This window comes from Xanthobacter variabilis, from assembly GCF_043831965.2.
In the GTDB taxonomy this organism is placed as follows: Bacteria; Pseudomonadota; Alphaproteobacteria; order Rhizobiales; family Xanthobacteraceae; genus Xanthobacter.
This window is the reverse complement of the sequence record NZ_CM195533.1, coordinates 548,350-573,534: the sequence shown is the minus strand read 5'-3', so window position 1 is coordinate 573,534 and position 25,185 is coordinate 548,350. Positions and strand designations below refer to the sequence as shown.

At 68.7% G+C, this 25,185-nt stretch carries 23 protein-coding genes; 16 read left to right on the top strand and 7 right to left on the bottom strand.

The features are described 5' to 3' along the window. Positions 1–111: 111 nt before the first annotated feature. The 8 genes from pth (at position 112) to V5F26_RS02505 (ending at position 7,455) form a co-directional block, all read left to right on the top strand. Complete coding sequence (pth, locus tag V5F26_RS02540) at positions 112–720, top strand: aminoacyl-tRNA hydrolase (RefSeq protein ID WP_234051264.1); 609 nt, start codon at positions 112–114, stop codon at positions 718–720. A gap of 225 nt (positions 721–945) precedes the next feature. Beyond that, a complete protein-coding gene (ychF, locus tag V5F26_RS02535; RefSeq protein WP_394947642.1) occupies positions 946–2,043 on the top strand; it encodes a redox-regulated ATPase YchF in 1,098 nt (365 codons plus the stop codon). Between the two features lie 11 nt (positions 2,044–2,054). Continuing rightward, entirely contained in the window at positions 2,055–2,516 is a 462-nt protein-coding gene (locus tag V5F26_RS02530) for a MaoC/PaaZ C-terminal domain-containing protein (protein WP_394947641.1), read from the top strand. A gap of 94 nt (positions 2,517–2,610) precedes the next feature. Further along, positions 2,611–3,078, top strand: coding sequence for a MaoC family dehydratase (locus tag V5F26_RS02525; RefSeq protein ID WP_394059126.1), 468 nt, complete (start codon positions 2,611–2,613; stop codon positions 3,076–3,078). Next, positions 3,075–3,539, top strand: a complete 465-nt coding sequence (locus tag V5F26_RS02520; RefSeq protein WP_394947640.1) for a MaoC family dehydratase — start codon at positions 3,075–3,077, stop codon at positions 3,537–3,539. Before V5F26_RS02525 ends, V5F26_RS02520 begins: the two co-directional genes overlap by 4 nt. 153 nt (positions 3,540–3,692) lie before the next feature. Then, on the top strand, positions 3,693–4,115 hold the full coding sequence (gene ndk / locus V5F26_RS02515) for a nucleoside-diphosphate kinase (protein WP_234051259.1): 423 nt from the start codon (positions 3,693–3,695) through the stop codon (positions 4,113–4,115). A 306-nt stretch (positions 4,116–4,421) separates the two neighbouring features. Then, positions 4,422–5,150: a TerC family protein gene (locus V5F26_RS02510; protein ID WP_394059131.1), complete on the top strand. Its 729-nt coding sequence runs from the start codon at positions 4,422–4,424 to the stop codon at positions 5,148–5,150. A gap of 184 nt (positions 5,151–5,334) precedes the next feature. Then, positions 5,335–7,455, top strand: a complete 2,121-nt coding sequence (locus V5F26_RS02505; protein ID WP_394947639.1) for a molybdopterin-containing oxidoreductase family protein — start codon at positions 5,335–5,337, stop codon at positions 7,453–7,455. A 1,299-nt stretch (positions 7,456–8,754) separates the two neighbouring features. Here the strand turns inward: V5F26_RS02505 and purN are convergent. The 3 genes from purN to V5F26_RS02490 form a co-directional block, all read right to left on the bottom strand. Beyond that, positions 8,755–9,429: a phosphoribosylglycinamide formyltransferase gene (gene purN / locus V5F26_RS02500; protein WP_394947638.1), complete on the bottom strand. Its 675-nt coding sequence runs from the start codon at positions 9,427–9,429 to the stop codon at positions 8,755–8,757. Then, positions 9,426–10,499: a phosphoribosylformylglycinamidine cyclo-ligase gene (gene purM, locus V5F26_RS02495; protein WP_394947637.1), complete on the bottom strand. Its 1,074-nt coding sequence runs from the start codon at positions 10,497–10,499 to the stop codon at positions 9,426–9,428. Before purM ends, purN begins: the two co-directional genes overlap by 4 nt. Positions 10,500–10,660: 161 nt before the next feature. Then, a complete protein-coding gene (locus V5F26_RS02490; RefSeq protein ID WP_234051254.1) occupies positions 10,661–11,350 on the bottom strand; it encodes an MIP family channel protein in 690 nt (229 codons plus the stop codon). A gap of 176 nt (positions 11,351–11,526) precedes the next feature. Between V5F26_RS02490 and V5F26_RS02485 the strand changes: the two genes are divergently transcribed. From V5F26_RS02485 to V5F26_RS02475, 3 genes are all read left to right on the top strand, one after another. Next, positions 11,527–14,223, top strand: coding sequence for a carbohydrate-binding family V/XII (locus tag V5F26_RS02485; protein WP_394059137.1), 2,697 nt, complete (start codon positions 11,527–11,529; stop codon positions 14,221–14,223). A gap of 399 nt (positions 14,224–14,622) precedes the next feature. Next, positions 14,623–15,129, top strand: coding sequence for a DinB family protein (locus V5F26_RS02480; RefSeq protein ID WP_509210534.1), 507 nt, complete (start codon positions 14,623–14,625; stop codon positions 15,127–15,129). A 229-nt stretch (positions 15,130–15,358) separates the two neighbouring features. Next, positions 15,359–15,619: a hypothetical protein gene (locus V5F26_RS02475; RefSeq protein ID WP_234051251.1), complete on the top strand. Its 261-nt coding sequence runs from the start codon at positions 15,359–15,361 to the stop codon at positions 15,617–15,619. An 83-nt stretch (positions 15,620–15,702) separates the two neighbouring features. Here V5F26_RS02475 and ftsY read toward each other — a convergent pair whose 3' ends face one another. From ftsY to dapF, 3 genes are all read right to left on the bottom strand, one after another. Continuing rightward, positions 15,703–17,100: a signal recognition particle-docking protein FtsY gene (gene ftsY / locus V5F26_RS02470; RefSeq protein WP_394947635.1), complete on the bottom strand. Its 1,398-nt coding sequence runs from the start codon at positions 17,098–17,100 to the stop codon at positions 15,703–15,705. 387 nt (positions 17,101–17,487) lie between these two features. Then, positions 17,488–18,765 (bottom strand): tRNA (N(6)-L-threonylcarbamoyladenosine(37)-C(2))-methylthiotransferase MtaB, encoded by a 1,278-nt coding sequence (gene mtaB / locus V5F26_RS02465; RefSeq protein WP_394947634.1) that lies wholly within the window; start codon positions 18,763–18,765, stop codon positions 17,488–17,490. Then, positions 18,765–19,622 (bottom strand): diaminopimelate epimerase, encoded by an 858-nt coding sequence (gene dapF, locus V5F26_RS02460; protein ID WP_234051248.1) that lies wholly within the window; start codon positions 19,620–19,622, stop codon positions 18,765–18,767. The genes mtaB and dapF overlap by 1 nt, the downstream gene beginning before the upstream one ends. A gap of 263 nt (positions 19,623–19,885) precedes the next feature. Here dapF and V5F26_RS02455 point away from each other — a divergent pair, with 263 nt between their 5' ends. From V5F26_RS02455 to V5F26_RS02445, 3 genes are all read left to right on the top strand, one after another. Then, positions 19,886–20,563 (top strand): GyrI-like domain-containing protein, encoded by a 678-nt coding sequence (locus tag V5F26_RS02455; protein ID WP_234051247.1) that lies wholly within the window; start codon positions 19,886–19,888, stop codon positions 20,561–20,563. A 143-nt stretch (positions 20,564–20,706) separates the two neighbouring features. Continuing rightward, on the top strand, positions 20,707–21,240 hold the full coding sequence (thpR, locus tag V5F26_RS02450) for an RNA 2',3'-cyclic phosphodiesterase (RefSeq protein ID WP_234051246.1): 534 nt from the start codon (positions 20,707–20,709) through the stop codon (positions 21,238–21,240). Between the two features lie 196 nt (positions 21,241–21,436). Further along, positions 21,437–21,841, top strand: coding sequence for a YkvA family protein (locus V5F26_RS02445; RefSeq protein ID WP_234051245.1), 405 nt, complete (start codon positions 21,437–21,439; stop codon positions 21,839–21,841). Positions 21,842–21,901: 60 nt separating this feature from the next. On the opposite strand, the gene V5F26_RS02440 is transcribed toward V5F26_RS02445, so the two are convergent. Continuing rightward, positions 21,902–22,879 carry an NADPH:quinone oxidoreductase family protein gene (locus V5F26_RS02440; protein ID WP_394059142.1) on the bottom strand — a complete coding sequence of 326 codons (978 nt, stop codon included), beginning with the start codon at positions 22,877–22,879 and terminating at the stop codon, positions 21,902–21,904. 357 nt (positions 22,880–23,236) lie between these two features. Here V5F26_RS02440 and V5F26_RS02435 point away from each other — a divergent pair, with 357 nt between their 5' ends. Both V5F26_RS02435 and rlmN read left to right on the top strand, forming a co-directional pair. After that, positions 23,237–23,782: an invasion associated locus B family protein gene (locus tag V5F26_RS02435; protein ID WP_234051243.1), complete on the top strand. Its 546-nt coding sequence runs from the start codon at positions 23,237–23,239 to the stop codon at positions 23,780–23,782. Positions 23,783–23,905: 123 nt separating this feature from the next. Continuing rightward, complete coding sequence (rlmN, locus tag V5F26_RS02430; RefSeq protein WP_234051242.1) at positions 23,906–25,174, top strand: dual-specificity RNA methyltransferase RlmN; 1,269 nt, start codon at positions 23,906–23,908, stop codon at positions 25,172–25,174. Positions 25,175–25,185 lie beyond the last annotated feature (11 nt).

Below are 25,185 nucleotides of genomic sequence, written 5' to 3'. Positions count from 1 at the left end.
TTGGCCGTCCTGATTGGCCATCCTGATCGGCTGATCGAGCGACCGGCTCCAGGGCCGGTCGCGTTCTCGCTGACGCGAATGACCTGATCCATTTCGGGCCGGAGGCGCCTCATGTTCCTGCTCGCAGGGCTCGGCAATCCCGGCCCGAAATATGCCGGCAACCGGCACAATATCGGCTTCATGGCGCTGGACGCCATCTGCCGCCGCCATCGTCTCGGCCCGCTGCGCAAGCGCTTCCAGGCCATGACGGCGGAAGGGGAGATCGGCGGCGAGAAGGTGATCGCCCTGTTTCCCGAGACCTATATGAATGAGAGCGGGCGCGCCGTGGGTGAGGCCATGCGCTTCTATAAGGTGCCCCTCGACCACATCATCGTCTTCCATGACGAGCTGGACCTGCCGCCGGCCAAGCTGCGCATCAAGAAGGGCGGCGGCAATGCCGGCCATAACGGGCTGCGCTCCATCACCGCCCAATGCGGCAATGACTATTGGCGGGTGCGGCTCGGCATCGGCCATCCCGGCGACAAGGCCATGGTCATGCCCTATGTGCTGGGCGACTTCGCCAAGGCAGAGAAGGGCTGGCTCGACGCTCTGTGCGACGCCTGCGCCGATTTCGCCGACCTGCTGGTGACCGGCCGCGCCGACGAATTCCAGAACCGCGCCCATCTGTTCATGGACGCCCAGGGCTTCGCCGACCCGAAAAGGGTGGGCGAGAAGGGCTGAGTGCGTCTGGTCCCGCAGCCGTCCTGCGGCGCCGCGCGGCAATTTGCCGGGCCGGCGCGTTTTCTTGCCCGAACCGGTTTCCCCTTCGCGCCAAAACCCTCTAAGAGCGGCGGCGAACATCCTTCCGTGCGCGCCAACCGGCGCCACCTCCACCTCGGCCGGCGGGAGCGGGTGCCCATTGGGGGTGCCTCCCTGCGCGGCCACGATGAGTTCGAGACCTGAGCCATGGGCTTCAAATGCGGCATCGTCGGCCTGCCGAACGTGGGCAAGTCGACCCTTTTCAACGCGCTCACCCAGACCGCGGCGGCCCAGGCGGCCAACTATCCTTTCTGCACCATCGAGCCCAATGTGGGCGACGTGGCGGTGCCCGATCCGCGCCTCGACACCCTGGCGGAGATCGCCGGCTCGGGCCAGATCCTGCCTACCCGCCTCACCTTCGTGGACATTGCCGGCCTGGTGCGCGGCGCCTCCAAGGGCGAGGGGCTGGGCAACCAGTTCCTGGCCAATATCCGCGAGTGCGACGCCATCGCCCATGTGGTGCGCTGCTTCGAGGATGGGGACGTGACCCATGTGGAGGGCAAGGTCTCTCCCGTCGACGACATCGAGACCATCGAGACCGAGCTGATGCTGGCCGATCTCGAAAGCCTGGAAAAGCGCCTCTCCACCCTGGAGAAAAAGGCCAAGGGCGCCGACAAGGAGGCCAAGGAGACCTTGGACCTTGTCAACCGCGCCTTGGTGCAGCTGCGCGACGGCAAGCCCGCCCGCATGGCCGAGGTGAAGCCCGAGGAGGAGAGGCTGTTCTCCCAGCTGGGCCTCATGACCGCAAAGCCCGTGCTCTATGTGTGCAATGTGGAAGAAGCCTCGGCCAAGGAGGGCAATGCCCTCTCCGCTCAGGTGTTCGCCCGCGCCAAGGAGGAGGGCGCCAAGGCGGTGGTGGTCTCGGCCAAGATCGAGAGCGAGATCGCCGTGCTCTCCCCCGAGGAGCAGAAGGAATATCTGGAGGCCATCGACCTCGACGAGCCGGGCCTCAACCGGGTGATCCGCGCCGGCTACGACCTTCTGAACCTCATCACCTATTTCACCGTGGGGCCGAAGGAAGCGCGGGCGTGGACCATCACGCGCGGCACCAAGGCGCCGGCGGCGGCGGGCGTGATCCATACGGATTTCGAGAAGGGCTTCATCCGCGCCGAGACGGTGGCCTATGAGGACTATGTGAAGTTCAAGGGCGAAGCCGGCGCCCGCGAGGCCGGCCGCTTCCGCCTGGAAGGCAAGGATTACATTGTCGCCGATGGCGACGTGCTGCACTTCCGCTTCGCCAACTGAGCGAGGCGGCCATGCCGGAACCGGTGGAGATCGGCCGCCTCACCTTCACGGAGGCGGAGATCCGGCGCTTTGCCGGCGCCTTCGATCCGCAGGGCTTTCATGTGGATCCGGAGGCGGCGCGGCAGTCGCCCTTCGGCGGCCTGGTGGCTTCCGGCTGGCATGTGGTGTGCGCCTGGATGGGAGCCTTCGTGCGCGCCCATCCCTCCGCCGCTGATTCGCCTGCGGATCATCCCAGCGTCATCGCGCCGGTGGGGGTGGGGTTTGGCCTGCAGGGGCTGGAATGGAAGGCTCCGGTGCGCGCCGGCGACACCCTGGTCTTCTTCACCCAGGTGCTGGAGGCGCGGGCCAGCGGCAGCCGTCCCGGCTGGAGCGTCTTCCACCGTCGCAACAGCGCCCGGCGCGAGGACGGTGTCGAGGTGATGGCGTTCGAGCTGCGCCACATGGCTCCCGATCCCGCGCCGGGGCGCGGCTGAGCGGACCCTGGCGCCCGCTGTCCACGCCCTTTCCGCGCGACAGCTTGACGTTTGCGTCATCCTCCCCTTGGATCGGGACGAACAGGGGAGGCGCGTGTTGCCGGATTTCTTCTACGAGGACTTCGTCGTCGGTGAGGTGAAGACCTTTGGGTCCCACACCATCACCGAGGAGGAAATCGTCACCTTCGCGCGGGAGTTCGATCCCCAGCCCATGCACACCGATGCTGCCGCCGGGGCGAAATCGGTGCTGGGCGGGCTTTCCGCCTCTGGCTGGCACAGCTGCGCCATCATGATGCGCCTCATCTGCGACGGCTTCCTGTTGCGCACCGCCGGCATGGGCTCGCCGGGCGTCACGGAGAACAGCTGGCTGGCCCCGGTGCGCCCCGGCGACGTGCTGACCCTGCGCCGCACGGTACTGGAGGCACGCACCTCCAAGAGCCGGCCGGAAATGGGCCTCGTCACCTTCAAGTTTGAGCTGGTGAAGGCGGACAAGACCGTGGCCGTCAGCCAGACCTGCCTCATCATGATCGGACGCCGCAACCCGGGGGCGCGCCTCGCATGAACTACTTTGAAGACGTGGAAATCGGCCTGTCCGCCACCCTCGGCAGCCACACCTTCACCCGCGAGGAGATCATCGCCTTCGCGACGGACTATGATCCCCAGCCCTTCCACACGGACGACGAGGCGGCCAAGCGCTCGCCCTTCGGCGCCCTGTGCGCCTCCGGCTGGCACACCGCCGCCACCTGGATGAAGTGCCTGATGGAATACCAGACGCGCTCCATCGCCGAGGGCAAGCCGGTGCGGGCGGCGGGCGCTTCCCCGGGCTTCCGCAACATGCGCTGGCTGAAGCCGGTCTATGCCGGCGACACCATCACCTACACCACGGCGGTGACGGAGAAGACCGCCAGCCGCAGCAAGCCCGAATGGGGCGTGGTGCGCTCCTTCAACACCGGCACCAACCAACATGGCGATCGGGTGTTCGAGTTCGAGGGCGCGGTTCTGGTGCGTCGTCGCAACGCCTGAGGCCTTGCCGCAGGTGCTGGCGGGCGGTGGGGCGCGCCCATTGCAGGGGGGCCGCGCGTCGGTGTCCCTTGCCCCTGGCTGGCGCCCCTGCTAAGAGCCGCGCCATCCGCCGACGCGCGGTCTATTCCTCCCCATGAAAGACAGGTGATTCCCATGGCGATCGAGCGCACCTTCTCGATCATCAAGCCCGACGCGACCCGTCGCAATCTCACCGGCGCCGTCAACGCCGTGATTGAGAAGGCGGGCCTGCGCATCGTCGCGCAGAAGCGCGTGCTGATGACCAAGGCTCAGGCCGAGACCTTCTATGCGGTCCACAAGGAGCGCCCCTTCTTCGGTGAGCTCGTGGCCTTCATGACCTCCGGCCCGGTGGTGGTGCAGGTGCTGGAAGGCGAGAACGCCGTTGCGAAGTATCGCGACGTGATGGGCGCCACCAACCCGGCGAACGCCGCCGAGGGCACCATCCGCAAGCTGTTCGCCGAATCCATCGAGGCGAATTCCGCCCACGGTTCCGACAGCATCGAGAACGCCGCGGTGGAAATCGCCCAGTTCTTCGCCGGCAACGAGATCGTCGGCTGACGTCCGCAAGGACGTTCAAGGGGGTCTGGCACCGGACGGCCGGGCCCCTTTCCACCCGCAGCTTGTCTCGGGTGCGTTGTTGTCCCGGCGCTGTTGTGCGGTGCCGATGTCGGCCCGCTCTGGACGCGACGGCCGCTTCACCTTAAGACACCCCGTCACAGGTGCCGCGGAGAGGGCGTTCCGCCCCGCGCGCTCTGCGACCCGCAGTTTCTCCGGCCGGCAGGGCTGAGCCTTCCGGATCCTCAGGCCAGCGACCCGCCGGCTTTCGGGGCCATCGGGCCATTGCGGAACCGACGGGACATTCCCATGGACTTCACTTCCCCCAACTTCTGGCTCTCGCTGCTGCAGATCGTCTGGATCGACCTGCTGCTGTCCGGCGACAATGCGATCGTGATCGCGCTCGCCTGCCGCTCGCTGCCGAAGGGGCAGCGCAAGTGGGGCATCGTGCTGGGCGCCGCCGCCGCGGTGGTGCTGCGCATTCTCTTCGCTCTCGCCGTCTCTCTGCTGCTCGGCATTCCGCTGCTGAAGGTGGTGGGCGCGCTGCTGCTGTTCTGGATCGCCATCAAGCTGGCCGTCGGCGATGATGATGACGGCCACGAGGTGGAGGCCGCCGACACCCTGTTCAAGGCGGTGCGCACCATCGCCATCGCCGATGCGGTCATGAGCCTCGACAATGTGGTGGCGGTGGCCGCCGCTGCCCGCGGCCACGCGGAACTGTTCGTGTTCGGCCTGTTGCTCACCATTCCGCTCATCGTGTTCGGTGCCCAGGTGCTGCTCACCCTGCTCCAGCGCCTGCCTGTGCTCATCTGGGCCGGCGCGGCGCTGCTGGGCTGGATCGCGGGCGACATGATGGTGCGCGACACCCTTTCCGTGGACCTGCTGGCGCACCTCAACCCCGCTTTGGTGGTTGAGAACCACGATGGCCTGCACCCGGCGGCGCTGCCCCATTATGTGGCGAGCGGCCTTGGCGCGGCCTTCGTGGTGGCGGTGGGCCTGGTGATGCGTCGCCGCGCGGCTGTGGGCGGGGAAGCCTGAGCCGCGCGCGGCATCCGTCCGCAGGAAAGCCCTTGCTGCAGCTCGCAAAATGGGGCGACGGGGCGCGTCTGAGGCAGTTCCTTTCTTCAGGGAATGGGGACAGGCTTCAGCGCACCGGGTTGACGCCTTTTTCTTCACGCGAGCCGGTACCCACTTCGCTCCAAAACGCTCTAATGTTCCGCCCATGAATACGCGTGTTCCCCCGCCTTCCGATGCCGCCCGCGCGCGCCCTCTCGTGCGGGCCTCGGCCTGTCCCCATGACTGCCCTTCCACCTGCGCGCTGGAGGTGGAGATCGAGCCCACGGGCCGCATCGGCCGTATTCGGGGGGCGAAGGACAATGGCTACACGGCGGGCGTCATCTGCGCCAAGGTGGCCCGTTACGCGGAGCGCGCCAACCATCCGGATCGCGTGTTGACGCCACTGCGGCGCACCGGGCCCAAGGGCTCCGGCGCGTTCGCGCCCATCTCCTGGGATGAGGCGCTGGACCGGGTGGCCGAAGGGCTGCTGGCGGCCCAGCTGGCCCACGGGGCGCAATCGGTCTGGCCCTATTATTATGCGGGCACCATGGGCCTCGTGATGCGCGACGGCCTCAACCGCCTCACCCACGCCAAGGGCTATTCGCGCTTCTTCTCCAGCATCTGCGTGAATCCGGCCTGGAGCGGCTATCTGGCTGGGGCGGGCCGCATTTCCGGCGCCGACCCGCGTGAGATGGCGTCTTCCGACCTCATCACCTTGTGGGGCACCAATGCGGTGGCGACCCAGGTCAATGTGATGACCCACGCCATCCATGCCCGCAAGACGCGGGGCGCGAAGATCGCGGTGGTGGATGTCTATCGCACGCCCACCATGGAGCAGGCGGACCTGGCCCTGCTCATCCGTCCCGGCACCGATGGGGCGCTCGCCTGCGCGGTGATGCATGTGCTGTTCCGCGACGGGCTGGCGGACCGCGCCTATCTGGAGCGTTATGCCCGTGACACCGCGGCCCTCGAAGACCACCTGAAGACGCGCACGCCCGCATGGGCCAGCGCCATTACCGGCCTGCCGGAAGCGGAGATCGAGGCTTATGCGCGGCTGGTGGGCACCACCCCGCGCGCCTTCTTCCGCATCGGCTACGGCGTCTCGCGCACCCGCAACGGGGCCGTGAACATGCATGCGGTGGCCTCCATCCCGGTGGTGAGCGGGGCCTGGCAGCATGAGGGTGGCGGCGCGTTGCATTCGGTGTCCGGCATCTATGGCTGGAACAAGACCCTCATCGAGGGGCTCGATGTGCGCGATCCCACCACGCGCGCGCTCGACCAGTCCCGCATCGGCCCCATCCTCACCGGCGACGAGGACGCGCTGGCGGGCGGGCCGGCGGTGAAGGCGCTGTTCATCCAGAACACCAATCCGATGGCGGTGGCGCCGGAGCAGGAGAAGGTGCGCGCGGGCTTCGCGCGCGATGACCTGTTCGTGGTCGTGCACGAGCAGTTCCTCACCGACACCGCGCGCATGGCCGATATCGTGCTGCCGGCCACCATGTTCACCGAGCATGACGACCTCTACCAGGCCGGCGGCCATCCCCATATCCTGTTCGGGCCGAAGCTGGTGGAGCCGCCGGGCGAATGCCGTTCCAACCACGATGTGGTGTGCGCCCTGGCGGTGCGGCTGGGGGCCAGCCATCCCGGCTTCCGGATGAGCCCGCGCGCGCTCATCGACCGCACCTTGCAGGCGAGCGGCCGCGGCACCCTGGCGGAGCTGGAGGCCGCGCGCTTCCTGGATGTGCGTCCGCCTTTCGCGGAAGCTCATTTCCTCGAAGGCTTCGGCCATTCCGACAAGCGCTTTCATTTCGCCGCCGATTGGGCCGGGCTGAAATTCAGCGCGCCGGGCAAGTTCGGGCCGGTGGGGGACATGCCGGCCCTGCCGGACCACTGGGGCGTGATCGAGGAGGCGAACGCCGACTATCCGTTCCGCCTGGTGACCGCGCCGGCCCGCAACTTCCTCAACTCCACCTTCAGCGAAACCGCCACCTCCGCCGCGCGCGAGGGGGCGCCCTCGCTGCTCATCCATCCGGACGACGCGGCGGCGGCGGGCATCGCCGAGGGCGACATGGTGGCGGTGGAGAGCGCGCGCGGCCGGGTGCTCCTGAAGGCGCGCCTGTTCGAGGGGCTGCGGCGGGGCGTGGTGGTGTCCGAGCAGATCCAGCCCAATCGCGCCCATCGGGGCGGGCTGGGCATCAACACTCTCACCGGGGCGGATCCCGTCGCCCCCGTGGGCGGCGCCGCTTTTCACGACAACCGCGTGCGCCTCGCCCGCGTGGAGGCCTAGCTCCGATCGACATTTAAGAGGCGCGTTCCTCTCCCGCTTGCGGGGGAGGAAGGGGCAGGACCGCTTCAGTGGTGCGGAGAATGGGAATTCTGGGCTTTCGGCATTTTCGAGGCATTGCCTTCCGCTCGCCCACCGCGGCCACCCTCCCAACGCTTTACCCCCGCGCTTCCCCGCTTGCGCGAGAGGGTGCCGTGCCGCGGGGAACACGGTGGCGGTGAGCGACAAGCCGCGCCACACGCACTGAATGTCGATTGGACCCAGGGTCGGTACTCGATGCGCGGTGGTGGTGCTCGCGGGGGTCTGATTCAAGGCTTCTGAAAGGGAGCGTTGAAGAGTGCCAAGCAGCTTCAGCGGCTTAACGACGAGGAGTGGGCTCGGGTCGCGCCGCTGCTGTCGTGGGGACGCAAGGGCGCTCGCCGTGTGGACGATCGCCGGGCGATCGCTGGCATTGTCTTAGGCTCAGGGGCCGGGCGCGGTGGCGCGACTGCCTGTCGGAGTTCGGCCCCTGCACGACAGTCTACACCGCTTCAACCGCTGGAGCCGGCAGGGGCTGTGGCCGCAGATGCTCGAGGCGCTGACTGGGCAAAGCGGCATCCTCGACCGAGCGGCCATCGACGCCACCCCATCAAGGCGCGCCGCTCGGCGGCCGGCGCAAAAGGGGGCCTTTAGTCAAGCCATAGGTCACTCGCGGGGGCGGCCATACCACCAGGCTCGACGGCTTGGCAGACGAGCGCGGCCGGCCCCGTGCGCTGTTGGTCAGCGCCGGGAACATCAACGACATCAGCATGGCTGCGGCGCTGCGGGGCAAAGCGTGGGGCACGTTGAGCCGGCCATGAGGCAGGGGCAACGCCCTGCAAGTCCCTCCGCGTGAGCGCAAACGCCCGCCTCAGCAAGGCGCTCCTGGCCGCTCCCTTCCCCCGTGGCGGGAGTGGGAGCGAGCCCCGGGGCCACGCCATGGTCCTGAAGCTCGATTGATCGGGGCGCCCGCGTGGCCGCGTACGGCTCAAGGCGATGGGCGCTCGTCTTGTGCCGGCTCTCTCGTGCCGCCAGGGGGGCGGGCAGGAGGGGGGCACGAGGGGCCGTGTGCGCCTTGCGGATCGGGGCACGGCCTCTGGCTGGTTTCGTCGCGGCTGTGGGAAGGGCGTGGCTTCATGGGCCGGAGGCTGCGGAGGCTGCGGAGGCCGGGGGCTGGGCGGCGCCCCAGCCTCTTTCCTGCCGTTGCCGCACGCGTGAGCGGGGCGCGGCGGGGACCGGAAAGCCCGGCGTCATCCCGTCCGCCCAATGCCGGAGGGGCTGGGATCAGACCTTCGGCGCGATCAGGGGCTGAAGGCCTCTTTCCACGCCGGCGATGTCCACCCGCTCGTTGGCCACGGTCAGCCGGCCGGCGGCCAGCAGTTCCAGGCCCTTGGGGTAGATCACATGCTCCTGGGTCAGGACCCGGTCGGCCAGGATGTCCGGCGTGTCGCCGGGCTCGATGGGCACGACGGCCTGGAGGATGATCGGCCCCTCGTCCATCTCCGCGCGCACGAAATGCACGGTGCAGCCATGCACGCGCACGCCCGCTTCCAGCGCCCGCTCATGGGTGTGCAGGCCCTTGAAGCTCGGCAGCAGCGAGGGGTGGACGTTGATCATGCGGTCGCGCCAGCGCTCTACCAGCCAGGGGGTGAGCAGGCGCATGAAGCCGGCGAGGCAGACGATCTCCACGCCCGCGTCCCTCAGCACGCCGTCGAGGGCAGCATCGAAGGCCTCGCGGTCGGCAAAGCCCTTATGGCTCAGCACATGGGTGGCGATGCCGTGGGACTGGGCGAAATCCAGCCCCGCCGCATCGGCGCGATTGGAGAGCACCAGGGCGATTTCGGCCGGAAAGTCAGGCGCGGCAGCGGCGCGCACCAGCGCCGCCATGTTGGAGCCCCGCCCGGAAATGAGCACCGCCGCCCGCTTGCGGGCGGGAACACCCCCCTGACGCGCGCTCATGCCGCGAATCCGAAATCGGCGGAGCCTTCATAGACCACGTGGGGCGCGCCGGCGCCGGGCTCAATGACGCCCAGGCGCACCACGCTCTCGCCGCCATCGGCGAAGGTGTCGGCCATTTTCTCTTCGAGCTCGGCGGGCACCACCACGGCCATGCCCACGCCGCAGTTGAAGGCGCGCAGCATCTCTTCCGGCGCCACGTTGCCGGCGGTGGCGAGCCAGCGGAAGACCGGGGGGACGATGAGGTTGTCGAGGTCGATGCGCGCCAGGGTGCCCTGGGGCAGCACGCGCGGCAGGTTCTCGGTGATGCCGCCGCCGGTGATGTGGGCGAGGGCCTTCACCGCGCCGGTGGAGCGGATGGCGGAAAGGCAGCTCTTTACATAAAGCCGGGTGGGGGCCAGCAGGGCCTTGCCGAGGCTCGTCTGCGGGGCGAACGGCGCCGGCTCGTCCCAGTTCAGGCCCGAGCGCTCGACGATGCGGCGCACCAGGGAGTAGCCGTTGGAATGCACGCCGGCCGAGGCGAGGCCCAGGATGACGTCGCCGGGGGCGACATCGGGGCGGGGCAGCAGGCCGTGGCGTTCCACCGCGCCGACGGCGAAGCCGGCGAGATCATAGTCGCCGTCCGCGTACATGCCAGGCATTTCGGCGGTTTCGCCGCCCACCAGGGCGCAGCCCGACTCGCGGCAGCCATGGGCGATGCCGGCGACGATGTTGGCGCCCACTTCCGGGGTGAGCCGGCCGGTGGCGAAATAATCCAGGAAGAACAGGGGCTCGGCGCCCTGCACCACCAGGTCGTTCACGCACATGGCGACGAGGTCGATGCCGATGGTGTCATGCACCCCGGTCTCGATGGCGATCTTCAGCTTGGTGCCCACGCCGTCGGTGGCGGCCACCAGCAGCGGGTCCGAATAGCCGGCGGCCTTGAGATCGAAGATGCCGCCGAAGCCGCCGATATCAGCATCCGCGCCCGGGCGGCGGGTCGCCTTCACCAGCGGCTTGATGAGATCGACGAGGCGATTGCCGGCGTCGATGTCGACGCCCGCATCACGATAGGAAAGTCCGTCCTGAGCCATCGGGTCCTCGCGGCAGGGGGCGCGTCGGCTGCTGACGCTGGCCACGCCCTGACCAATTGGGCGGCAGGCGCCCTTGCGCCCACCCCCGGCGGATTAGCCGCGAACGGCCGGGATGGCAAGGCGCGATGGCACCGCGCGATGCCATCGCGCGCGACCGGGCTTCAGTTTTCCAGGAGCTTCGCCTTGAACATGAAGCCCGCGACGACAGCCCCGATCAGCGGCACCAGGATGAACAGCCAGAGCTGGGCGATGGCCTGCCCGCCCACGAACAGAGCCGGGCCGATGGAGCGCGCCGGGTTCACGGAAACTCCCGTCACCGGCACGAACACAATGTGCACCAGGGTGAGGGTGAGGCCGATGGCAAGGCCGGCCGCCGGCCCCGACCCGGCCTTGGAGGTGGCGCCGAGAATGGCCACCAGGAACACGAAGGTACCCACGAATTCCACCATCAGCGCGGCGCCGATGCCATATTCCCCGCCGAAGCCGGGGCCCCAGCCATTCTGCCCGAGGCCGGATTTTGCCACGTCGTAGCCGCCGACCTTGCCGGTGACCACCAGATAGAGGATGGCGGCCCCGCCGATGCCGCCCAGCACCTGCGCCACCCAGTATTTCGGCACTTCCGCCGCCGGCAGGCGGCCCGCCGCCCACAGGCCCAGCGTGACGGCGGGATTGATGTGGCAGCCGGAAACCGGGCCGATGCCATAGGCCATGGCCGTCACCGACAGGCCGAAGGCGAAGGCGATGGCCAGCACGCCGATGGGCGCGGTGGGATAGCCCGTGAGCACGGCCGAGCCGCAGCCATACAGAACCAGGACGCCGGTGCCGATCAGCTCGGCGAGGTACTTGTTCATGAAGCCCTCCCAATGGTCCGCGCGCCGGCCGCCGAGGCGGGCGCCGGGCCCATGGTCTCGTAACCTGAGGTTGCAGGCAAGATTAAGCTGGAGGCGGCGGCGAAGCTGGCAGACGGAGAGGTGCGATCATGCTACGCCTAGGCGCCCGCATGGAAAGCGGGGCAAAGGGAGCTACCATGACAAGGTCTCGAACCCGGGACGCCTCGGCCATCGCAGCGACGGCCGGACGCGCTCGCGGAACGGCGACGGCGCTGGCTGTCACCGCCGCTCTTGCCGCCTTCCTGACCGCGCCGCTCGGCGCCGCGCAGGCGCAGGAGAGTGCTCCGTCCGCCGGCCAGGGAACCGCGACAAGCCAGGCCCCCCTTCAGGCACCCACCTGGCCGCGCAGCTATCCGCTGCCGGACGACCAGCAGATCCAGCTCTATCAGCCGCAGATCGATGCCTGGGACGGCGACGTGATGAGCGGCCGCGCGGCGGTGGCCATCGGGGCCACGTCCGGCGCGCCGACCTATGGCATGGTGCGCTTCACCAGCCGGGTCGCGGTGGATAAGCCCGCCGGCCTCGTGCATGTGGCCAGCTTCTCCATCACCGGCGTCGAGGTGCCCACTGATCCCAGCAAGGCGAGCCTCATCCGCAACACGCTGCAGGCCCACCTGCCGCCGGAAGGCTTCACCGTTCCCCTCGACCAGCTCCAGGCGAGCTATGCGGTGAACAAGGAGCTGGCGGAGCTGAAGACCCAGCCGGTGGACAACTCCCCGCCGCAGATCCTGTTCGTCACCACCGCCACGGTGCAGATTCCCCTCGCCGGCGAGCCGGTGCTGAAGCCCATCACCGGGGTCACGGGCTTCCGCCGCGTCATCAATACCCGCCCGCTGCTGCTGCTGGATGATGCCGGCACCTATCACCTGCAGGCCGCAGGCTCGTGGTACGAATCCACCAATCTGGGCGGCACCTGGGTGGTGACGCCGCAGGCCTCCGACGCCCTGGTGGCCGCCGCCAAGAAGGCCACCGACGAACTCGCCGCCGATCCGCTGCTGGGCAAGGATGGCAAGGCCATCACCCCGCCGCCGGCGATCCTGGTGACCACCAAGCCGAGCGAGCTGATTCAGACCGAGGGGCAGCCCCAGATGCTGCCGGTGGTGGGCACCAACCTGCTCACCATGAATAACGCCGACCACGCGGTGTTCCTGGAGACCACCAGCAACACCTATTACGTGCTGATCGCCGGTCGCTGGTTCAAGGCCGTCGACCTTAAGGGGCCGTGGGCGTTCGTGCCCTCCAACGCCCTGCCGCCGGACTTCTCCAAGATCAATCCCAACGATCCCAAGGCCAATGTGCTGGTCTCGGTGGCCGGCACGCCGCAGGCCAAGGAGGCGGCCATCGCCGCCACCATTCCGCAGACCGCCACCGTGAAGCGCGACGTGCCGCTGAACGTGGTCTATGACGGCACGCCGCGGTTCGAGCCCATCACCGGCACCGTCTTGGCGTATGCCGTGAACACGCCGGTTCCGGTGATCCGCTTCAATGCGGAGCGCTATTACGCGGTGGCCAACGGCATCTGGTTCGTGGCCACCACGCCCATGGGGCCGTGGCGCGTGGCGGACGTGGTGCCGGATGCCATTTACACCATCCCCGTTTCCTCGCCGGTGCACTATGTCACCTATGTCCGCATCTATGGCAGCACGCCCGATGCGGTGGTGGTGGGCTACACGCCCGGCTATATGGGCGTCGTGGTCGCTCCCGGCGGCACGGTGGTCTATGGCACGGGCTATTCCTGCCCCGGCTACGTGGGCACCTACTGGGTTTCCTGCCCGGTCACCTACGGGCTCGGCGCCGGCTTCGCGCTGGGCGCGGCGGAAGGCTTCGCCTTCGGCTTCGCGGCCGGCTGGCCCTGGAGCGTGGCGGTGGGGCCCTATTGGGGGCCGTATTGGCATCCCTGGGGTCCCGGCCCGTGGGGTCCGGGGCCGTGGGGGCCGCATCCGTGGGGTCCGGGGCCGTGGGGCGGCCACTGGGGCTACACCAACATCAACCAGACCAACGTCTATGGCCGCTGGGGCGGCGCCGCCACGGTGAACCACGCCTGGGGCACCACCTGGAACGGCACCGGCTGGTCCGGGCGCGACTGGCGCGGCACCACCGCCAACGGCACGGCCTTCACCGGCCGCTCGGCCGCGGCGTTCAATCCCTATTCGGGCAATTGGGCAGCCGGCCGCGAGGGGGCGCACGCCAATCCCTATACCGGCCGTGAGGGCGCTTCCCGCGCCGGCGCCACCGGCAATGTCTACACCGGCAATTATGCCGCCGGCCGCGAGGAAACCCACGGCAACGCCTATACCGGTGCCGAGGGGGCCTCGCGCTCCGGAGTGGTGGGCAATGCCTATACGGGCAATGCGGCGGCGGGCCGAGAATCCGCCGGCTACAACCCGACGACCGGCACCGCCCATGCCTCGCAGACCGCGGTCACGGACAACCACGGCAATGTGAACGTGGATAGCCGCGGCGCCGCCGTGAACACCCACACCAACACCGCCGCTGCCTGGAACAACGGCAATGTGATGGTGGACCACGACGGCAACGTCTATCGCCACTCCGACACCGGCTGGAACCGCAACACGACCACCGGCTGGCACGACGTGGACCACAACTACGACACCCGCAACCTGGACAATGAGGCGCGCGCGCGCTCCTGGGGTCAGCAGCGGGTGGATAATTTCGGCGGCAACAGCTTCCGGGGCGACGATTTCGGCGGTGGCGACCGGTTCGGCAGCGGCGGCTTTGATCGCGGCTTCGGCGGTTTCGGCGGCGGCGATCGCTTCGGCGGTGGCGGCTTCGGGGGCGGTGGCTTCCGTGGCGGTGGTGGATTCCGCCGCTGAGCCGACGCCCACATGCTTCGCCTCGCCGGGGACTTGTCTCCGGCGAGGCTGTTTCAAGCTGGCGAGTGCGGTGGCCCGTTTCACCGAATGGGGATACGCCTGCCCGTCGGAGAGACCGGTTCGCGCGCAAGCGGCCGTGGGCCAGACCTGTTCTTGATGTCCACGGAGCCTTCGGTGCACGGCCCGCAAGGGATGGTCGCCGGCAAGGGGGGCGCGGGCAAGAGGGCTCCGGTAAGGGGGCGGCACGTGGCCCTGCCTCGCGTGGCCGCCCGTCTGGCGAATAGGCTCTTTTCAATCGCTTCGGCGGCCGCATGCTGAGCTTCAGCGCGGGGCAGGCTTTCGGGAGGCAGCATGGAAAAGGGGGTATCCGCAACGCACGGCGCCGCTGAGGCATTGGTGATGCGCAGCTATACGCAGCTCGCCGGCTATAATGCCTGGGCCAATGCGCGTGTGTTCGACGCCGCCGAGGCGCTGGGGGCGGAGCGGTGCGCGACCCCGACGGGGGCGTTCTTCGGCTCCATCACCGCCACGCTGAATCACCTCGTGGTGACCGACCGCATCTGGCTCTCCCGCCTGCTGGATACCGGCGAGGCCCAGCCGCCACTCGACACCCTGCTGGAAGCCGATCTGTCCCGCCTGCGGGCCTTGCGCGTGGTGGAGGATGAGCGGCTGAAGGCGCTGGTTGCGGGCCTGGATCCCGAACGGCTGGCGGGGCCCATCACCTATGCCAACAGCAGCGGCCGCCAGTTCACGCAGAGCTGCGCGAGCGCCCTGGATCACCTGTTCAACCACCAGACCCACCATCGCGGCCAGGTGCACGCGATGCTGACCCGCCTCGGCGGGCGCGCGGCCGCGCCGTCCCTCGACCTGATCGTGTTCCAGCGAGAGCCGGCGCCGGGCCGCTGACGCTATCCTTGCCGAGATCGGTATATTGCGCCAGGCGCGCCGTAGCAGCCTGTGGCGCAAGGCTTTCTGACGCTGCGAGATGTGCCGGAAGGGCAGGGCGGCGGTCGCGGCAACCTGTCGCTCCGGCGAGGGTGTCTGGTTTCTTGATCCAGATCAAAAAATCATTGAGGATCGCCGCCAGCGTCATCCCTTAAGGATGAAGACCCGTAAAATTTGAGATGGTGTCGCCATGCAGGCTGTTGCGCGCGCGTTCTTCCATGTTCCCGTGGTCGGTTGGCTGCTCAGGGATGCGGTCCATGGCCTGCCCGACGCGCGCTATTACTTTATCTTCAACCTGCTGGTCCTGTTCGCGGCGCTGGTCTATTTCTTCGGATATCCCTTCCTGATCGTGTCGGCCCTGACCGCCACTGCCGCGATGCTGGTGACTCTTGTGATCCTCACCGCGTCGGACATGTTCAGCCGGCTGGGCAAGAAGCGCGCGGCGCGCTGAGCGTTCCGCGCGTCTGCCCACGGGCAGGTTGAGAAAAAAGGCCCCTCCCGGTCGCGGGCGGGGCCTTTTCTCATTCCAGGTTCTCATTCCAGGCCGGCGATGGCGCGGGCGAAGTCGCGGGCGGTGAAGGGCTGCAGATCGTCCGCCCCCTCGCCGACGCCGATGAGGTGAACCGGCAATTTGTGCTTGGCCGCGATGGCCACCAGGATGCCGCCGCGCGCGGTGCCGTCCAGCTTGGTCATCACCAGCCCGGTGACGCCGGCGATGCGGGTGAAGGCTTCCACCTGCGACAAAGCGTTCTGGCCCACGGTGGCGTCCAGCACCAACAGCACCGCATGGGGCGCCGACGGCTCCAGCTTCTTCACCACGCGTACGATCTTTTCCAGCTCCGCCATCAGCTCGGTGCGGTTCTGGAGGCGGCCGGCGGTGTCGATCATGAGAATATCCGCCCCATCGGCGCGGGCCTCGGTGAGCGCGTCGTGGGCGACACCGGCGGCATCGGCGCCGGGCTCCTTGGCGATCACCTTGGTGCCGGTGCGCTGGCCCCATACCTTGAGCTGGTCGATGGCGGCGGCGCGGAAGGTGTCGCCCGCCGCCAGCACCACCTTCTTGCCCTCGTGCCGCCACTGGGAGGCGAGCTTGCCGATGGTGGTGGTCTTGCCCGAGCCGTTCACGCCCACCATGAGCACCACGAACGGGCGCCGCAGGTGCTCCACCACAAGCGGCTTGGCCACCGGCTCCAGGATGCGTTCCACTTCCGCCGCGATGAGACCCTTCACCTCCTCCGGGGAGATCATCTTGTCGTGCCGGCCTTTGCCCACGGCCTCGACGATCCGCATGGAGGTTTCCACGCCCAGGTCGGCGCGGATGAGCACTTCTTCCAGCTCCTCCAGGGTGTCGGCGTCCAGCTTGCGCTTGGAGACAAGGTCGGTGATGCCCTGGCCGAGATTGGAGGCGGTGCGGGCGAGCCCCGAGGCCAGCCGCGCCCAGAAGCCCTTCTTGCGGGGCTCGGTCGCGGACTGCTCGGGCTCTTCATGCTGAGCTTCCGCCGCAGCCTCTTCGGCGTCCCCCGCCTGGGGTTGCTCCGGCTCGGCCTCATCGCCCGCCTCTTGTCCCGCTCCTTGCGGGAGGGGCGCGGTGAGGGCCGTCGCAATAGCAACGTCAGGCGGGGTCGGGGGAGCCATCGGCTCCTGCGCGGCGTCGGGGGCCGGCGCGGCCGGCGGTGGCTCGACCTCCAATTCCGGTGGTGTGGGCTCCACCGGCGCCTCAGTTGCGACCGAGACGTTGGCGACCGCCTGCTCGTCGGTGGGGGCGGCCGCGACGCCAGCCGCCGATGGCACGGCGTCCTCGGCCGTCGGTGCGGTCGGGGGTGTCGCTGTGCCCGGTTGCGCCAGCGCGACGGCCTGCGGCGCCGTTTCGACCGGCTCTTCCGAAGCGGTCACCCCTCCGGCGGTGGTCTGTGCCTCCGGAGCGGGTGCCATAGGGGCTTCCGAGGGCAGTGCTTCTGGGGGCGGTGCCTCCGGGGTCGGTGTGGCCTGGAGGGATGCTGCCTGGAGGGGTGCAGATTGGGCGGTGGCCGTGGCAGCATCGGTGGTGGCAGCTTCCGCGGACCCGCCGGTTGGAGCATCCGCCATGGCGGGCTGGGGCGCGCGCTCCTCGGTCGCTTCCCCTGTGGTTGACTCCCCCGCAGTCGCTTCCCCTTCTTCCGCTGGTGGAGGCGCGCTGGTTTCGTCGGCGCGGCCTGTCAGCCAGCCCCAGAAGCCGCGCTTCTTCTTCGGCGCTTCGGTGGGGGCGTTGCCGGCGTCCGGGAGGGCGTCCGAGTGGGCGTCGTCTTGGCTCATGGCGTCTGGCCGTTCCTTGAATTGCGCTCAGGCGGCGATCAGGCGCGCGCCGTCGTGGCCGGAGATGCGCACCTCCGCCACCGTGCCGCGTGTGAGCGGCCGGGCGAGACGCACCGGTGTGAAATGTTCCGTATGCCCGCGTCCGCCCGCTTCCACCAGCACGCTGCGGCGGCGGCCCACCTCGCCGGCGAGGTGGCGATGCAGCTGCCGGCCGGCAAGGTCCCGCAGCCGCGCCGCGCGCGCCGCCACCTCGGCGCGATCAAGCTGCGGCATGCGCGCCGCGGGCGTGCCGGGGCGGGCGGAAAAGGGAAAGGCATGGACGAAGGCGATGCCCGCTTCCTCCAGGAAGGCGAGGGTGTTGCGGAATTGCGCCTCGGTCTCCGTGGGGAAGCCGGCGATGATGTCGGCGCCCAGCACCAGGTCCGGCCGCAGGCGGCGCAGGGTGGCGATGAAGGCCAGGGCCTGGGCGCGGCTGTGGCGGCGCTTCATGCGCTTCAGCACCAGGTCGTCGCCCGACTGCAGCGACAGGTGCAGATGCGGCAGCAGGCGCGGCTCCTCGGCCAAGGCGGCCAGCAGCTCGCCGTCCGCCTCCACCGCATCGATGGAGGAGAGGCGCAGCCGCTCCAGCTCCGGCACCTGCCGCAGCAAAGCGCGCACCAGGCGGCCTAGGGTCGCCTGGCCGGGCAGGCCCTGGCCGTAGGAGGTGAGGTCGACGCCGGTCAGCACCACCTCGCGGTGGCCGCTGTCCACCAGCCGGCGCACCTGCTCCACCACCGCGCCCATGGGCACGGAGCGGGAGGGGCCGCGCCCATAAGGGATGATGCAGAAGGTGCAGCGGTGGTCGCACCCGTTCTGCACCTCCACGAAGGCGCGGGTGTGCCCGCAGAAGGCTTCCGCCAGATGGGGCGTGGCCTCGCGCACGGTGGAGATGTCCTGCACCCGCACCCGGGCCTCGGCGTCAAGGCCGAAGTCCAGGGTGGCGCGGGCGGCATCCCAGGTGGCGGGGGCCGCCTTGGCGGCATTGCCCAGCACCAGGTCCACCTCGCCCATGGCCGCGAAGCTGGCCGGCTCGGTCTGGGCCGCGCAGCCCGTCACCACGATGCGCAGGTCCGGATCAGCCCGCTTGGCCCGGCGGATGGCCTGTCGCGCCTGGCGCACCGCCTCGCCGGTCACGGCGCAGGTGTTCACCACCAGGGTGCGTTCCAGCCCCGCGCCGGCGGCGGCGCGCAGCATGCCGTCACTCTCCAGCGCATTGAGCCGGCAGCCGAAGGTCTCCACCCGCACGGGCGCGGCGGCCTCCGCCATCAGGCGCTCTCCCCGAGCATTGCGGGGGTGATCTCGCCACGGAACTCGTAGGCCACGGGCCCGGTCATCAGCACATGGTCGTCGCCGGCCCGCCACTCGATGTCGAGATCGCCGCCGGGCAGGTGGATGCGCACGGCGCGGCCGGTGCGGCCGGTGCGCGCGGCGCTGACGGCGGTGGCGCAGGCGGCGGTGCCGCAGGCGCGGGTGCGGCCCGAGCCGCGCTCCCACACATGAAGCAGAATGTCATCCGGCCCCTTCAGGCTGGCGAAGGAGATGTTGGCCCGCTCCGGGAACAGGGGATGATGCTCCAGCGCGGCGCCGAGGCCCTCCACGTCCACCTGGTCGGCATCGGGCACGAAGAAGACGGCGTGAGGATTGCCCATGCTCACGAGACTGGCCGGCCCCAGCGCTTCGAACCCGGGCACCGTCACGGCGGCGGTGTCGCCCACGTCGTGGGAGAGGGGGATGTCTCGCCAGTCGAGGCGGGGGGCGCCCATGTCGACGGTCACGGTGCCGTCGTCATGGATGCGGCAGTCGAGGAGGCCGGCATCGGTCTCGAACTCGATGTGGCTGGCGCCGGTGCGCTCAGCCTCATAGGCGGCGATGCAGCGCGTGCCGTTGCCGCAGGCGGCCGATTGCGACCCGTCATTGTTCAGGATGAGCACGAAGGCGGCCGTATCCTCCCGGCGCGGGGGATAGAGCACCATGGCCTGGTCGTAGGGCACCGCCTGGGGGCGGGCGAGGGCGACGGCGTCAGCGGCCGAGATCTCCACCGGCGCGTCGCGCAGGTCGAGCACCAGGATCTCGTTACCGAGACCGTTCATCTTCACGAAGGGGCGATGGGCAAGCGGCTGCATGGGACTTCGGCCATCCTTCGGGCCCGGCGGACATGGGGAAATTCGTCCCATCCTATATGGCGCCGAACCGCAGCGCGCGCCACCCCCGCGTGCCGCGGCGCGGCCGCAGTGTTGCTTTCGATGCGCGCCGCAGCGCGGCCGCACTCTTGCCTCGAACATGCCAACGAACATGCTAGAAACGGTGACGTTGCCGGACCATTGGCGGCCGGCACGGAGGATGAATGATGGCGGCTCGCGCGGCGCACGATGCTTATGGAACCTCGATGACGTTCGCCACCCGGCCGGCGCGGAGTGCGCCCGCCCGCCGGATCGCGGGTGTCGCGCTTTCGCTCGTGCTGCTGGCTTCCGCAGCGCCGGCTCTTGCCCAGCAGAACGCGCCCGCGCCCGCCTCCCAGAAGGACGATACGCTGACCCCGCCTCCGGTGGTGGACCCCAAGCCGGTGGAAACGACGCCGGTGGCGCCCGCGCCGGTCAAGGCCCTGGCGCCCGAGGAGGTGAGCCTGCAGCCGGTTCCGGTCATCACCCTGTCCGGCCATGCCACCTGGGAGGAGGCCTACGACAAGCTGGTCGCCACCATGAAGACCCTGGACAAGGAGCTGGGCCGGCTCGGCCTCGCCCGCAAGGGGGACGTGCTGGTGGTCTACAGCTCCAGCGACGATCTCGGCTTCGACTATGAAGTGCAGATGCCCTTTTCCGGCACCACCACGCAGAAGCCCTCCGGCAACATCAAGCTCGGCGGTTCCTATACGGGCAAGGTGCTGAAGTTCACCCATTCCGGCTCCTTCGCCGATATGGACAACACCTACGAGCAGATCGCCAATTATCTGGACGAGAAGAATGTGAACGCGGACGAGCTCTATGTGGAACAGTACCGCACCGATCTCACCACCACGGCGCCCGATGCGCTGACCATCGACATTCTGGTGCCGGCACCGAAATAAAGCGGGGCCGGGGTTTTGCGCGCGGGGATGTGGATCCGGCGTCGCCGGCCGCATTCCCCGGCTTTCCTTGGGCGTGCGAATCTCCTTTGATGGGCGCAGGATCGTACCGGGCGTCACGCGCCCGACGTCACGCGGAGGCCGCCATGCCGCGCCTGTTCACCGCCCTCGAGATCCCGCCCGATGTGGGGCTCGGCCTCTCATTGCTGCGCGGAGGCCTGTCCGGGGCACGCTGGATCGATCCCGAAAACTACCATGTGACCCTGCGCTTTGTCGGTGACGTGGACGACGCCATGGGGCGCGACATCATGGACATGCTGGGCGCCGTGCGGCGGCCCGCGTTCGAGCTGATGTTGCAGGGGCTCGACCAGTTCGGCGGGCGCAAGCCGCGCTCCCTGTTCGCGGCGGTGAAGGTCAATGCCGCCATCATGGAGCTCCAGGCCGAGCAGGAGCGCATCATGCAGCGGCTCGGCCTCGCCGCGGAGGGGCGCAATTTTCGCCCCCATGTCACCCTGGCGCGGCTGCGCGATGCCTCCAGCCGGCAGGTGGCTGATTATCTCGCTTTGCGCGGGCCTTATCGCAGCCCGGTATTCCATGTGCCGCGCTTCGTCCTGTTCTCCTCGCGCGATTCCGTGGGCGGCGGACCCTATCTTGTGGAGGCCGCCTATCCCCTCGGGTGACGGGGATGTGAGCCGGCGCCGCACTTTAGAAAAACTATTATTTGGGTCTCTGGCCGCAGCTTGATATTGCGCCGCGGCGCAGAATTCATTTTCCTGACACATGAACTGCTTCAAATGACGGCAGGTCGTCGGCGCAATCGCGGGCGCGGTGCCCGCGGGATCTTGTGTCCGCGGCGGCCGTGATCGAGTATTGCCCATGACGACATCTTCCAATACCGCTCAGTTCGCCGCTCTGGAGTGGCGTGTTCTGAATGGGGCCAACGAGGCCGGGGCCTCCAAGGACGAGGCCCGGGTCCGCAACGGGTTCTGGAAGAAGCTGAAGCGGCAGGCCACCTTCGTGCCCTTCGCCCAGGAGGCGACGGCCGCCTATTTCGCCGCATTCGACCGCGCGACGCCGCTGAAGGTGCGCGCGACCCTGCTGGCCGCGCTTGCTTATTTCGTGCTGCCCGTGGATGCGGTGCCGGACGTGTTTCCGGTGCTGGGCTTCACCGACGACGCGGCGGTGCTGATGACCGCGATGCGCCTGCTGTCGGACCACATCAAGCCGCATCACCATTCAGCCGCCCGCGACGCCCTGGACGACGTGCGTCGCCAGAACTGACGCGACAAGAACGGAAGCGACCAGCACTGACACAGCCAGGGCTGAGGCGCGGAAAGATGCTCACCGCGTGGTGAGCACCACCTTGCCCTTCACCCGCCGACCCGCGATTTCGTCGATGGCGGCCGCGCACTGGGCGAGCGGGAACGTGGAATCGACATGGGCCGAGATCCGCCCGTCGCGGGCATAGCCCACCAGATCCTGCACCGTATCCCGCAGCCATTTTGGATTGGCCCGCGCCTGCGCGCCGAAGGCCACGCCGCGCGCGTCGCAATTCTTCAGCAGCAGCAGATTGAGCGGCAGTTTCGGGATGGCGCCGGCGGCGAAGCCCACCACCATGAAGCGCCCTTCCCAACCCAGTGCCCGCAGCGCCTGTTCGGCATAATCCCCGCCGACGGGGTCATAGACCATGTCGAGCCCGCGCGGGCCGGCGAGGGCCTTCAGGCGGCCTTTCAGGTCCTCGGTGCTGTAGTCGAGCCCCTCATCGGCGCCGTGGGCGCGGGCGAAGGCGATCTTGTCCGGCGACGAGGCGCAGGCGATGACGCGGGCGCCGAGAATCTTGCCCACCTCCACCGCCGCCAGGCCCACGCCGCCGGAGGCGCCGAGCACCGCCAGGGTCTCGCCCGCCTTCAATTCTCCGCGATCACGCAAGGCATAGAGCGCGGTGCCATAGGTGACGATGAGGCCGGCCGCCTTCACGAGGTCAAGATCATCGGGCACACGGGCGAGGAACTCCGCCGGCACCGCCACCTTCTCGCGCGCCGCGCCGGAGGTGATGTAGCCGCATACCCGATCGCCCACCGCCAGGTCGGTGACGCCCTCGCCCAGGGCGGCCACATGGCCGGCGAACTCCGCGCCCGGGGAGAAGGGCAGTGGCGGCTTGACCTGGTAGAGGTCGCGGATGATCAGCGTGTCGAAGAAGTTGAGACCAATGGCCGCGACATCGACGACCACCTCTCCGGGACCCGGCGTGGGATCCGGCAGATCGACGATTTCCAGGGTCTCCGGCGGTCCGTGGCGCACACACAAGACTGCTTTCATGGCCCAAGCCTCCCGTATCGTTCGCGCCCGCTCACCATTCGTTTACCTTTTCGCAAAGGGCCGGCGGCTAGGATGGCCTTCCACCGCGCCGAAGGGGCTTGAGCGGGACATTCTCGTCCTGTCGGATTGGCGCCATGGCGGGTGGGATCGCGCAAGGGCCCCCTTTGCGTTTCAATCCTGGAAGTTCGAGTTTTGCACACATTGAGGTGAGAGCAGGCGCCGGTTTAAGAATACGCAAGGCATGCTTGCCATCCTGCCGGAACCGCCTCGATCGCTCACGCGGCACACAGGCTCACACCCTCAGTTTCGCCAGCCCGCGCCACCCCTCGCTGCGGGCCGCAACGAAAAGGAGAAGCTATGGCACCCCGTCGTGTCCGTCCGACGCGTCTTTCGAAGCGCCTTTCAACGCTCGTTGGCGCATTGCTCGCCGCTGTGGTCGCCACGCCCGTTATGGCCCAGGGCCAGGGCCAGTCGAAACCGGTCGCGCAGTTCGGCGACTGGAGCGTTTACGTGTCCACGTCCAGTCCCAAGGTCTGCTACGCCATTTCCCAGCCGAAGACCCGCCTGCCGGCGGGGCTGAGCCGTGATCCCGCCTATTTCTTCATCTCCACCCGCCCTGGCGAGAATGTGAAGAACGAGGTGAGCATCACTGTCGGCTTCCCCGTGAAGGAGGGCTCCGACGCCACCTTGACCGTGGGCTCGCTGACGCTCCAGCTCTACACCAAGGACCAGGGCGCCTGGGTGCGCAACGTGGCTGACGAGACCAAGCTCGTGGACGCCATGCGCAAAGGGCGCGACCTGACGGTGGAAAGCGTTTCGGGACGAGGCAACAAGACCACGGACAAATATTCCCTCTCCGGCATTTCCCAGGCGCTCGACCGCGCGGCGCAGGAGTGCAAATAGGCCGGTTGGCCGGCCGCCGCGGTCCTGTTTCGCCGCGGCGGCGCCCCAATATGCTGGTTGAAGGCGTCATGCGACCCGCCGAGCCTGTGGAAAGGCGCGGCGGGACAGACTATGTGTGACGCCATGACCCGCGCTTCCGATCCTGCCGACGCCGCCAGCGTCGATGTTTCCGCTCCCCCGTCCTGCCCTTCGGCGGAGGCTGGCGCGCCCGCGCCTGCCACCACCTTGCCGTCTTTGGTGGGGCTCGACCGGGCCAAGCTTGCCGACGCCCTGGCCACCGCGGGCGTGCCCGAGCGCGAGCGGCGCATGCGGGTGAACCAGCTTTGGCACTGGATCTATCTGCGCGGCGCCACCCATTTCGACGAGATGACCAACGTCTCCAAGCATCTGCGCGCGCGTCTGGAAGAGGCGTTCACCCTGGCGCGGCCGGAAATCGTGATGGAGCAGGTGTCGCAGGACGGCACCCGCAAATGGCTGCTGCGCTTTCCCGCCGACCAGCCTGGCGAGAAGCCCCACGATATCGAGACGGTCTATATTCCCGAGAGCGATCGCGGCACCCTGTGCGTGTCGAGCCAGGTGGGCTGCACGCTCAACTGCGCCTTCTGCCACACCGGCACCCAGCGCCTGGTGCGCAACCTCACGGCGGCCGAGATCGTCGGTCAGGTGATGGTGGCCCGCGACCGGCTGGGTGATTATCCCGGCCGCGAGCGCGCGGTGGGCCCCGGTTTGCCCACCGAGGGCGACCGGCTGGTGACCAACATCGTGTTCATGGGCATGGGCGAGCCGCTCTATGCCTTCGACAGCGTGAAGGAAGCCATCGAGATCCTCTCCGATGGCGACGGCCTGGGCCTCGGCAAGCGCCGCATCACCGTGTCCACCTCCGGCGTGGTGCCGGAGATCGAGCGGCTGGGCGCGGAGGTGGGCCCCATGCTCGCCATCTCGCTGCATGCGGTGCGCGACGATCTGCGCGACGTGCTGGTGCCCATCAACAAGAAGTATCCCATCAAGGAGTTGATGGAGGCGTGCCGCACCTATCCGGCGGCCTCCAACGCCAAGCGCATCACCTTTGAATATGTGATGCTGAAGGGCGTGAACGATTCCCCCGCTGACGCGCGGGCGCTGGTGAAGCTCCTGGAAGGGGTGCCGGCCAAGATCAACCTGATCCCCTTCAATCCCTGGCCGGGCACGCAGTATGAGTGCTCCGACTGGGAGACCATCGAGCGCTTCTCGGACATCGTGTTCCGCGCCGGTTATGCAAGCCCGGTGCGCACGCCGCGCGGACGCGATATCCTGGCGGCCTGCGGGCAGCTCAAGAGCGAGAGTGAGAAGCTCTCCGCCCGCGAGCGCCTCGCCTACCGCGCCATGGCTGCCTCCGCCGAGGCGGCGGAATAACGCGAGACGCC